Source organism: Tolypothrix sp. FACHB-123 (assembly GCF_014697075.1).
Taxonomy (GTDB): Bacteria; Cyanobacteriota; Cyanobacteriia; order Cyanobacteriales; family Nostocaceae; genus Aulosira.
The window spans coordinates 70,994-83,524 of sequence record NZ_JACJRE010000019.1 but is presented as its reverse complement, the minus strand read 5'-3'; the positions used below and the strand labels follow the sequence as shown (position 1 = coordinate 83,524).

The 12,531-nt window shown below is 41.5% G+C and carries 4 protein-coding genes; all 4 read left to right on the top strand.

The features are described 5' to 3' along the window. Positions 1 to 210: 210 nt before the first annotated feature. The 4 genes from H6G41_RS14725 (at position 211) to H6G41_RS14710 (ending at position 12,434) form a co-directional block, all read left to right on the top strand. The gene (locus H6G41_RS14725) at positions 211 to 2,523 is read left to right on the top strand and encodes an SdrD B-like domain-containing protein (RefSeq protein WP_190746925.1); all 2,313 of its coding nucleotides are present in this window, start codon (positions 211 to 213) and stop codon (positions 2,521 to 2,523) included. Between the two features lie 340 nt (positions 2,524 to 2,863). After that, positions 2,864 to 4,321 (top strand): hypothetical protein, encoded by a 1,458-nt coding sequence (locus H6G41_RS14720; RefSeq protein ID WP_190746924.1) that lies wholly within the window; start codon positions 2,864 to 2,866, stop codon positions 4,319 to 4,321. Positions 4,322 to 4,367: 46 nt separating this feature from the next. Continuing rightward, the gene (locus tag H6G41_RS14715; protein WP_190746923.1) at positions 4,368 to 10,883 is read left to right on the top strand and encodes a non-ribosomal peptide synthetase; all 6,516 of its coding nucleotides are present in this window, start codon (positions 4,368 to 4,370) and stop codon (positions 10,881 to 10,883) included. 93 nt (positions 10,884 to 10,976) lie between these two features. Further along, positions 10,977 to 12,434, top strand: coding sequence for a hypothetical protein (locus H6G41_RS14710; RefSeq protein ID WP_190746922.1), 1,458 nt, complete (start codon positions 10,977 to 10,979; stop codon positions 12,432 to 12,434). The last annotated feature ends 97 nt before the right edge of the window (positions 12,435 to 12,531 follow it).

The window sequence follows — 12,531 nt, the reverse complement described above, 5'->3', positions numbered from 1 at the left end:
GACAATAAATAGATCCGCACTATTCAGGGTTTAGCAGTGCTAAACCCATACAAAAAATGTGTTTTTCTATCGCTTATATTTGGCAGTTATTATCAATGTGTAAGTCCTGTTTTTCTTCCAAATTTATCAATTTCATGAAGACAAATCACAGAAAATTAGGGTTAAAAAAAGCCCTCAACATGACATCAGTAATGATGAAGAGGATTTACTATGGCTACAATTCGAGTTTCCCCTGGTTCCTCCATTCAACAAGCTATCAATGCTGCGGTAGATGGTGACATCGTTATTGTTTCTCAAGGTATATATAAAGAAGCACTGACGATAACTGGGAAGAGAATTACCTTAGCTTCGGAATTTTATAACACTGCTGATCCAGGCGATATCATCGGCACAGTTCTGGATGGAGGTACCAATGGTCGAGATGCTTTAGATCTAATTACTGTTACTGGCGCTGTTGGGACAAAAATAATTGGTTTTACCATTCAAAATGGCAATGATGGTATCCAAATCAATAATAGTACTGGTGTAGAAATTATTAATAACCGCATCACTAATACAGTTGATGCCATCGATTTTAAAGGGAAAACTAGTGGTGTAATTCGCAAAAATACCCTAGAAAATAATACTGATGATGGTGTTGATTTAAACAAGGATGCGTCCGTGATTGTGGAAGATAATACTATCCGCAATAACGATGGTGATGGATTGGAAATCCGACTGCAACCTTACACTGGTAACACCTTAGACATTATCATTCGCAATAATCTCATTTCTGGCAATAATAATGATGGAATTCAGCTCATAGATTCTGCTGGTTTATCTAATCGCTACATTCGCATCGAAGGAAACCGGATTGAAAAAAATAATCAAGCTGGTTTGGGGTTGATGGATAATGAAGAAACCACTGAAGACTATCGAGCGGCTAGTATTCCTGAATCCATAGATGTTTTGAATAACACATTTTATGGCAATAACTATGGGCTAACCGGGGGAGATAATTTAGTAGCCCTGAATAATATATTTGCCGGTCATACTAAGATTGCCATGAAGGGTGTGAATGGTGGTTCCACTGCTGCATATAACTTGTTTTGGCAAAATGGGACTGACATTCTCGATAGTAATGTCAATGCCAATACAACGTTATTTGCCAATCCCCTGTTAGATGCAAACTTGCAATTACAAACAGATAGTCCGGCGATTGATGCGGGAATTGCTGCGTTCCAATGGCGGGGGAAAGATGTACTTAATCTCCCTAGTAGTGCATATAAAGGTAATGCCCCAGATTTGGGAGCTTGGGAAAGTAGTTTTACTACCCAACCCCTAGGTTCAATAGGCGATCGCATTTGGCATGATATCGATGGCGATGGCGTACAAGATTCTGGAGAAAGTGGCATTGCGGGCGTTACCGTAAAACTACTTAACTCTTCTAAGAATATCATAACCACTCAGGTAACGGGTAGTAATGGCAACTACTTATTTAATAATCTCCCGACAGATACTTATTATGTGGAGGTAGATAAGAATACGCTACCTAGCGGGGCTACGCAAGCTGGCGATCCTGATGGTGGTAACGATAATACGGCAAAAGTTATCTTGGCTGAAACAGAGAACAACCTCAATCAGGACTTTGGTTATCAACTTCCGCCTTTAGGCTCAATTGGCGATCGCATTTGGAATGACGCGAATAGCGATGGCATAGAAGATGCTGGTGAAAGCGGGATTGCAGGCGTTAGCGTCAAACTGCTGGATTCAGATAATAAGATTCTTGCCACTAAGGTAACTGGTAGTAATGGTAACTACTTGTTTAATAATCTCCAGGCAGGAACTTATACTGTGCAAGTAGATAGCAGTAAGTTACCTAGTGGTACTACGCAAACTGGTGACCCAGATACTATTAAGGATAATACCTCAACATTTACCCTGGCAGCAGGAGAAAACAAGCTCGATTGGGATTTTGGTTATAAATTGCCAACATCTACCAAGGTGATTGAAGTCAAGGTTTCATCTAGTAGCGATGATGCCGAACAAAGAATCTCTGGAAAAATGAACTTGGACAGTTCCGATCTAGAGTTAATTAATGATGGTGGTAATGACCAACTTGTAGGTTTACGTTTTGTTGGCGTGAATATTCCGCAAAAAGCTATCATTACTAATGCTTATATTCAGTTCAAAGTTGATGAAGCTAATTCAGTAGCAACCAACCTGACAATTCATGGAGAAGATGTTGATAATGCTGCCACATTTACAACTATCTCAAGGAATATTTCTTCCAGAGTAAGAACAGATGCTAGTGTTCTTTGGAAAGATGTACCTATTTGGAATACTGTAAATTTAGCAGGTGTTGAACAACGTACTCCAAATCTCAAGGATGTGATTCAAGAAATTGTTAATCGTTCGGGTTGGAGTAGTGGTAATTCTCTAGCAACTATTATTAGTGGAACTGGATCGCGAGTCGCTCAATCTTTCGATCGCACGCCACTCGGTGTTGGTTCTCCTGTGTTGCACGTAGAATTTACTGCCTAGATTTCGTTGAGGGGAAAATGTCTAGCAGAAGTGAAAAGTGAAAAGCAATTCAATTAAAGTAACTGCTTGCGCTGAGAAAGACTTACTCTTTTGGATTGTTCAAGTAACTAAACGTTTGGGGAGGAGGCAATAGTTATCAGCTAATCGGTAGTCCTGAGCAATCAGGAAAATTTAAGCAGCAAGCGAGCGCGCATATTTTGATTTTTTACTTCTGCTGTTTACAGCTATTTTTATTTCTCTAACAAAATAGCGAATCTCACAAATATAAACTTTGGTAAAAATCTGGTTTATCAGTTTATATGTGTAAGAAAATATTGAATATATAAGACAAACAATTTTCATGTTAAGCATTGTAAAAGATTTAATTAGCAAATTAGAGTATCAGGGAATTGCTTACTGCCATTGGAAAAGTAATTTGTTCCTAGCAGATGCGTTATCAGGGATTGGCGATCTAGATATTTTAGTAGACCGCAAAGACTCGCAAAAATTTGAAAGTGTTTTAGCAACTTTAAATTTTAAAAGAGCAAGAGAAATCCTACCTGTCAATTACCCAGCAATTCAGCATTTTTATGGACTGGATATTCCCACAGGACAATTGGTACACCTGCACGTTTATTATCGTGTGGTTACAGGGGAAAGTTTATTAAAAAACTACTGTCTACCCCTAGAAAACGTACTGCTACATAACACTACAAATGTAGCAGGCGTGCCCATACCAGCAAAAGGCGGAGAATTAATCGTGTTTGTGCTGCGGATGATGGTGAAGCACGCGGCAATTTTAGAATATCTGTTGTTAAAGCGGAGTGGAGAAAATTTAAAACAAGAACTGGATTATTTATTTGATGAAGAGGCGCAAAAACAATATCCATTACTCCTGCAAGAATATTTACCATCTGTAGACATTAATCTATTTAATCAATGTCTTGATTGTCTGCGACAAGAAGCGCCATTTTTGAAATTCTTTTGGTTATCTATTAAACTGCGACAAAAGTTAAAACTTTTTAATAGATTACCGCCTATCGCCGAATGGTTATTAAGAGGAAAGCTGTTTATTCAACGGGTATGGTGGCGTTTATACGGTTCGGGAAAATCTAAACAACTGACATCTGGTGGTGCAGTAATTGCTTTTGTCGGTGCGGAAGCAACTGGTAAATCAACATTAGTTAAAGATACGCAGATCTGGTTAGGGAAAGTATTTCATATTAGTTCAGTACATTTGGGTAAACCACCATCAACATTGTTGACTTTTTTACCTAATTTAACAGTACCTTTATTGAGAGGGGTAGCTACTCAAGATAGAATGAGTACTGTAGTCACAGATACAACTAATCCAGGAAAAACTGTATCCTTACTATATGCAGTACGTTCTGTTTTAGTAGCTTGGGACAGATGGAAATTAGCAATTAAAATCCGGCGTCAAGCTGCTAATGGTCAACTAGTAATTTGCGATCGCTATCCATCTCCAACTGTAGGTGCAATGGATAGCCCTAGATTAACAGTTCCTCCAGATAATGGGGGAAAAAATCGGTTTTTGCAATACTTAGCTAATTTAGAACATCGCCTTTACAACCAAATACCCCCCGCAGATATCATCGTCCGCTTGAGCGTACCTGTAGAAGTGGCGATAGAGCGCAATCAACAACGGCAAAAACAGGAACCAACCGAGTATGTTGTCAGCAGACATACTAGTCGAATTGTGCCTTTGTATCCCAAATCTCAAACTATTGAAATCAGTTCCAATCAAACACCAGAACAGACGATCGCCAATGTGAGACGTTTGTTGTGGGAAATGCTTTAAGCATCGTTGCATTAGCTACCACATTACTCAAAAACAAAATACAGACATGCATATTATCGAATCCCCAATAATCAATCAAGAAGTACTAGATCGGCAACTCAACTACTGGAAACAGCAACTAGCAGGAGCAGCCCCGTTACTAGAATTACCTACCGATCGTCCTCGTCCAGCAGTGCAGACTTACCAGGATGCTAGCCAATCATTCATCTTCCCAGTCAGCTTGAGTGATGCTCTCAAACAGCTTTGTCACCAAGAAGGGACAACTTTATATACACTTTTATTAACAGCATTTATTACATTACTTTATCGCTACAGTAAACAAGAAGATATTATTATTGGCTCGACTATTGGGGAACGTAATCAAGCAGCAATCCGCACTGACTTATCAGGGAATCCGAGTTTTCCAGAATTATTAGCTAGGGTTAACTCAGTCACATCAGCGGCTTATGAGCATCAAGACTTGCCTTTTGAGAAGTTGTTAGAAGAACTGCAACCAGAGCGATCGCTCAGCTATCATCCCTTATTTCAAGTATTGTTTAATCTGCAAAATGCTGTAGAAGAAAGCACGTCACACACAGCAATATTTGACTTAACTTTGTCAATGGAGGAAAAAGACGGAGTAATTAGCGGTACATGGAACTACAGCACAGATTTGTTTGATGATGGCACTATTACCCGGATGATGGAAAACTTCCAGACATTGCTAGCAGGTATAGTTGCAGACCCTCAACAATCAATTTTGCGATTACCCTTACTTACAGATGACCAAACACAGCAGTTGTTAGAGCAAGGAAATAATATCTTCAGTGAATATCCTGAAGATAAATGTATTCATCAATTATTCGAGGCGCAAGTCAGCAAAACACCAGACAAGATAGCAGTCGTCTTTGAAAACCAGGAATTAACCTACCAACAACTCAACACCAAAGCCAATCAACTAGCCCATTACCTGCAAACCCTGGGAGTCCACCCAGATACCCTAGTGGGAATTTATGTAGAACGCTCCTTAGAAATGGTAGTCGGGCTATTAGGCATACTCAAAGCAGGTGGCGCTTATGTACCCCTAGATCCCGCCTATCCCCAAGAGCGAATAGCCTTGATGCTGGAAGATTCCCAAGCACCAGTGATTGTGACTCAAAGCCACTTGCAAGCAGGATTACCAGAAACATCTGCTCAAGTGGTTTGTTTAGATAGTGATTGGCAAATCATTAGCCAACAATCATCAGCAAATTTAGCTGTCTCCAGTCAACCAGAGAATTTAGCTTACACCATCTATACCTCAGGTTCCACAGGTAAACCCAAAGGTGTACAAATCATTCAGCGAGCGGTGGTCAACTTTTTAACATCGATGCAGCATCAGCCGGGAATTACCGAAGATGATGTGTTATTGGCTGTGACCACCATTTCTTTTGATATTGCTGTTCTGGAGCTATTTCTACCCATCACCGTGGGCGCAAAAGTGGTGATAGTTAGCCGACAAACAGCCGCCGACCCCATCGAATTAATGCAGGTAATTGCAAAATCACAAGCCACAATCATGCAAGCCACCCCTGCAACTTGGCGAATGCTGTTAACCGCAGGTTGGGAAGGTAAACCAGACTTAAAAATTCTCTGTGGTGGGGAAGCTATACCCCGCAGCTTGGCGAATCAACTCCTCGCAAGAACTGCGGCGCTGTGGAATATGTACGGGCCGACAGAAACGACGATTTGGTCAACGGTTAACTGCATTACTCCAGGGGATGGAGCCATTGATATTGGACATGCGATCGCTAATACCAAAATCTACATCATCGATAGCAATGCCTACAATTATGGTTCAGTGGAATTAGTACCGATTGGTGTACCGGGAGAATTGTTAATTGGGGGTGTGGGGTTAGCTAGGGGTTATCTTCATCGCCCAGATTTAACGGCGGAGAAATTTATACATGATACTTTTAGCAAGCATCCAGGCGATCGCCTTTATCGCACTGGTGATTTGGCGAGATATCTAGCTGATGGCAGGATCGAGCTAATTGGGCGGATTGACTATCAGGTGAAAATCCGTGGTTTCCGCATTGAGTTGGGTGAAATTGAAACGCTGTTAAATCAGCATCACTCTATCCAACAGGCTGTAGTCGTTGCGAGAGAAGATGTACCTGGCGATAAGCGACTAGTGGCTTATGCGATCGCTAAATCCATCGTCCCCACCACCAGCGAACTCCGCGCTTTCCTCAAGGAACATTTACCTGAATACATGGTGCCTAGTGTCTTTGTGTTTTTAGACACTATGCCCTTAACTCCTAATGGCAAAGTAGACCGCCGTGCCTTACCTGCGCCGGAACAATCCAGTATTAATTTAGACAGAGAATTTTGCCCCCCCGGCAATCCTACAGAAGAATTATTAGCGAATATTTGGTCACAAGTCTTAGGTAGAGAGAAAATCAGCATCAATGATAACTTCTTTGAACTCGGCGGACATTCACTTTTAGCAACGCAAATAATTTCTCGTAGTCGCCAAGCTTTCTCAGTGGAAATCCTCCTGAACACGCTGCTAGAAAATCCCACAATTGCAGCTTTAGCGGCAAAAATTACCCAAGAGCAAACCAAAGGCGTTAATCTGGGCGCATATCAAGCAATTCCTCCCAGAGAGAACCCTGATGTTGCTCCCTTATCCTTTGCTCAAGAGCCACTGTGGTTATTAGACCAACTAGAACCCCATAACTCAATTTACAACTTACCTTTTGCAGTGCGCTTGCAAGGGGAATTAAATCTACCAGTACTGCAACAAGCCCTAGATGCGATCGCCGTACATCATGAAGCAGTACGTACCAACTTTATTGCCGAAAATGGCGTTCCCAGACAAGTAATTAACCCGCCACAGCCAGTAGAACTAAAAATTATCGATATCCAAGAGACTGGGGAAGCAGAACGAGAAAGCCAAATTGCTCAATTGCTGCAACAAGAAAGCCAACGCCCCTTCTATTTAGAATCAGACTTAATGCTGCGGGGTTGCTTGCTGAAATTAGCTCCCCAAGAGCATATTCTATTGCTAGCGATGCACCACATTGTCTCTGATGGTTGGTCAATCAGCCTAGTGTGGCAACAATTAGGCGAACTTTACCAAGCTTTCTTGGACAATCAACCAAATCCACTGCCAACATTACCCATTCAATATGCAGACTATGCAACTTGGGAAAAAGCATGGCTCACAGGTGAAGTATTAGAGCAACAACTCAACTACTGGAAACAGCAACTAGCAGGGGCAAATCCTTTATTAGAATTACCCACCGATCGCCCTCGTCCCGCAGTGCAGACTTACCGGGGTGCTAGCCAGTTATTAACAATACCATCCAGCCTCAGCGAGGGACTGCAACAGATTTGTCGCCAAGAAGGTGTCACTCTATACATGATTTTGCTGGCAGCCTTTCAAACCTTGCTTTATCGCTACAGCAAACAAACAGATATTATTGTTGGTTCTCCCTTCGCTGGGCGGAATCGGCTGGAAGTTGAAAATTTAATCGGCTTTTTTATTAAAACTTTAGTTATTCGCACTGATTTATCAGGTAATCCCAGTTTTCAAGAATTACTCAAGCGAGTGCGTTCGGTAACATTAGACGCCTTTACCCATCAAGATTTACCCTTTGAGAAATTAGTCGAAGAACTACACCCAGAGCGATCGCTTAGTTATCACTCTTTATTTCAGGTGATGTTTATCCTGCAAAATGTACCAGTACAAGCAGGTGAACTATTTGGTTGTACCACCACGCCTGTAGACATTGCCGAACAAAAGTCATTATTTGACTTAACTTTGTCAATGGAAGAGATAGACGGAGTGCTGATTGGCAAATGGCACTATAACACCGATTTATTTGATGATGCCACCATTACCAGAATGATGGGACATTATCAAACCCTACTTTCCGGGATTATTGCCGATTTGCAACAACCAATTGCACAATTACCTTTGCTGACTGTTGCGGAAACACAACAGTTGCTGGGACAAGGGAACGATCAAGGCAATTATTCCCAATATCAATGTATTTATGAATTATTTGCAGCGCAAGTAGAACGCACACCCAACGCGATCGCTGTAGAATATGCTGGCGAGCAATTAACTTACCGCGAACTCAACAACCAAGCCAATCAACTAGCACATTATTTGCGTTCACTGGGTGTCGAAGTCAATCAACTGGTAGGAATTGCCTTACAACGTTCCCTAGACATGATAGTCGGCATTTTCGCCATTCTCAAAGCCGGTGCCGCTTACCTACCCCTCGATCCCACTTATCCAGCTGAACGCTTGGCTTACATGGTGGATGATGCCCAAGTATCGGTAATTATCAGTCACAATCAATGGCGATCGCAACTGCCATGCGAGCAAGCGGAAGTTATCTGTTTAGATTTAGATTGGCAAGAAAAAATTGCCGAATGTAGCCAAGAAAACCCCACACCAATCAATACAGGTGAAGATTTAGCCTATATTATCTACACTTCAGGTTCCACAGGCAAACCAAAAGGCGTAACTATTACTCATAATGCTTTAAGTGTATTTACACAGACAGCCATTGCTGAGTATGAAATTACAGCTAGCGATCGCGTTTTGCAATTTGCTTCTTTAAACTTTGATGCGGCGGTAGAAGAAATTTATCCTTGTTTATGTGCAGGTGGGACTTTAGTCTTGCGTAGCGATGAAATGCTGGGCGACTTACCAACATTCTTCCAAGCTTGCAAAGATTTACAACTAACGGTACTAGATTTACCCACCGCCTATTGGCATCAACTAGCCGGTGAATTAAAAAACACCGATGTTAGTTTACCAGAATCCTTACGGTTAACCATTATTGGTGGTGAAAAAGTTCTCGCAGAACCAGTGCGGCGCTGGCAACAATATGTAGCCCAATCGCCAAACAGCGATCGCTTAAAATTGGTGAACACTTACGGCCCCACAGAAACCACAGTTACCGCCACAGTTTATACCATACCTAATAGCAGCGAAGCGATCGCTGGTGAAGTGCCCATTGGCCGTCCCTTAGCCCATCTTCAGACTTACATCCTCGATTCCTATCAGCAACCGGTACCCATCGGGATTGCAGGGGAACTATATATTGGCGGCGAGACTTTAGCCCAAGGTTATCTCAACCGTCCAGAACTTACCGCCGAAAAATTCATTGCTAATCCCTTTAGCCAGCAACCACAAGCCCGTCTTTACCGCACCGGCGACTTAGCACGTTATTTACCAGATGGAAACATTGAATTTCTCGGACGCATTGATAACCAAGTGAAAATCCGGGGTTTCCGCATTGAATTAGGGGAAATCGAAGCCAGACTAGCCCAACATCACAGCATTCAAGAAACAATAGTCATTGCTAGAGAAGATATCCCCGGCGATAAGCGCCTAGTAGCTTATTTAGTGGCTAAATCTTCCACCCTACCCACTACTAGCGAACTCCGCGCTTTCCTCAAGGAACATTTACCTGAGTACATGGTGCCCAGTGCCTTTGTATTTTTAGATACTCTACCCTTAACCCTGAATCGCAAAGTAGATCATCGTGCTTTACCCATACCCGATCAATCTCAGCTAGATGCAGACAAAATCTTTGTCGCACCGCGAGACAATTTAGAAGCACAACTAACCAAAATTTGGGAAGAAGTTCTAAATATTCAGCCCATAGGAGTCACAGAAAACTTCTTCGAGTTAGGAGGACATTCATTACTAGCAGTGCGCATGATGGCACAAATCGAAAAAGTTTGCCACCAAAAACTACCATTAGCGGCGATGTTCCCCACACCAACTATTGAGCAGTTAGCCACAACCTTACGCCAAAAAGGACAGTCATCACCCTGGTATTCTATTGTACCAGTGCAACCAAAAGGATCGCGATCGCCTTTATTTGGTATCCACAGTACGCGCTATCATGCCTTAGCTAATTATCTGGGAACAGAACAACCGATTTATGCATTGCGCTATGGTCTAGCAGTGGAAAATGGCGAAAATATGCCAAATCTTCCCGAAAAAATGGAAGATTTAGCCGCCCATTACATCCAAGAAATGCGCATTATCCAACCCCAAGGCCCTTATTACCTCATGGGCTTGTGTATTGAAAGCATCATCGCCTTCGAGATGGCGCAACAGTTAACAGCCCAAGGCGAAAAAGTCGCCATGCTGGCGCTATTCGATCCGACTATTGAAGAAGGAGCAAAACCCCTATCTTGGCCAAATAAACTTTTGAATATCGTTAAAATTGGGCCTGGTGAAGTAATCCAAAGAGCGAAGAAAAACTTAGTCAAAAAAATTCTCACTCGCAACCAAAAACAGGCAGTAAATAAGGCACAAGTAAAATATAAAGATTATGTTCTCAAACCATATCAAGGGAAAGCATCTATCTTTAAGCCTGTCGATCATATCTCTTTATCCTATGATTACGAACCAGATTTTGGTTGGGGTAAATTAGTCAAAGGTGGCTTAGACATTTATGAAATTCCTGGTGTTCATACTGATATATTCCAAGAGCCGAATGTGCAAGTAGTGGCAGAAAAATTAAAAGACTGTTTGGATAAAATCCAAGACAAATCCCAAAAATGACAACTTAAATACATGCTGAATATTAACTAGTAATAGCAATATTCAGCATTAATTCAATAAAATATCTGGTAAAAAATCAGGGAAATCAATTAGATGTTAGAAATTACATATAGACAAGAACAATCAACCTTAAAACTTGTAGCCCAGTTATGCCAAGCATTAGAAAATGCTGGAATTAATTATTGTCATTGGAAAAGTAATAACGCCCTAGATCGTTCTGCGAATGGGAAAAATGATCTAGATTTACTAGTAGGTCGGGAAGATATACAAAAATTCACCGAAATTTTGTGGCATTTTGGTTTTAAACAAGCCAAAGCCCCGAAAGACGAACAAATGCCCAGCGTTATAGACTACTATGGCTATGATACAGATGCAGATAAATTAGTCCATGTTCATGCCCATTATCAATTAATTGTTGGTCACGATCGCACAAAAAATTATCGCCTCCCAATAGAGAAACAATTCCTCGCCTCTGTCACCCAAGGAGAATTATTTAGAACTCCCACAGCAGAATATGAATTCATTGTGTTTGTGATTCGGATGATTCTCAAATATTCAACATGGGATGCAATTCTCGGTCGTCAAGCCGATTTACCAAAAAGCGCTCGGAATGAATTAGCCTACTTACAAGAGCGGGTAGACTGGATTCAAATTTATGGCATATTGAATCAACATTTACCTTATATTGATGCCGAATTATTTAGCACCTGCGTGCAATCATTACAAACTAATTACCCAGTTTGGGAGCGCATTCAACTAGGGCATAAAATCCAAAAACAATTACAAGCTCATGCTCGCCGCAGTCATATTTCAGATGTTTATTTAAAAGTTTGGCGGCGATTTCTTAGAGCAATGAAACGACGCATCGTCAAAGATTTACCCAAAAAATCCTTGACCAATGGTGGCGTCATGATTGCTGTAGTTGGTGGCGATGGTGCGGGGAAATCAACAGTCATAGATCAACTATATAGCTGGTTATCTAAAGACTTTGAAACCATGCAAGTACATTTAGGTAAACCACCTTGGTCTGCAACAACCGTACTCATCAGAGGTTTATTAAAAATAGTCCGCATAATCTCCACAGCATTTAGCAAACAAGACTCAGAAACCAACTATTCACCCTTGTTATGGGAAGTATGTGCAGCACGCGATCGCTATCTCCATTATGCCAAAGCACGACGCTTTGCTACCAATGGCGGGATTGTAATTTGCGATCGCTTTCCCATCCCCCAAATCAAATTAATGGATGGCCCCCAAATCGAACGGCTAGTAGATCCTAGTCAAATGAATGGATTTCGCAAATTCTTACTGCAATTAGAACAACATTGGTATCAATATATTACTCTCCCCGACTTATTAATAGTTCTGAAATTAGATCCAGAAATTGCAGTTCAACGCAAAACCACAGAAAAAGAAAGCCACGTTCGACCCCGTTCTACAGAAATTTGGCAATTAGATTGGCAAGAAACACCAGCCCATGTCATCGATGCTAGCCGTTCCAAAGAAGAAGTGATCGCCGAATTAAAATCTTTAATTTGGTCAATACTTTAATCAAAACATCTCAATATTTCTTCTCTCTTCTCTCCGCGCCCTCTGTCTTGAAAAGTTCTGATCGGAGGAAACCTCCGCTCAGACTTTTCGCTGCGTC

Coding starts and splice junctions, on each gene's coding strand:
- H6G41_RS14725 (WP_190746925.1), top strand. CDS start 211: ATGGCTACAATTCGAGTTTCCCCTGGTTCCTCCATTCAACAAGCTATC.
- H6G41_RS14720 (WP_190746924.1), top strand. CDS start 2,864: ATGTTAAGCATTGTAAAAGATTTAATTAGCAAATTAGAGTATCAGGGA.
- H6G41_RS14715 (WP_190746923.1), top strand. CDS start 4,368: ATGCATATTATCGAATCCCCAATAATCAATCAAGAAGTACTAGATCGG.
- H6G41_RS14710 (WP_190746922.1), top strand. CDS start 10,977: ATGTTAGAAATTACATATAGACAAGAACAATCAACCTTAAAACTTGTA.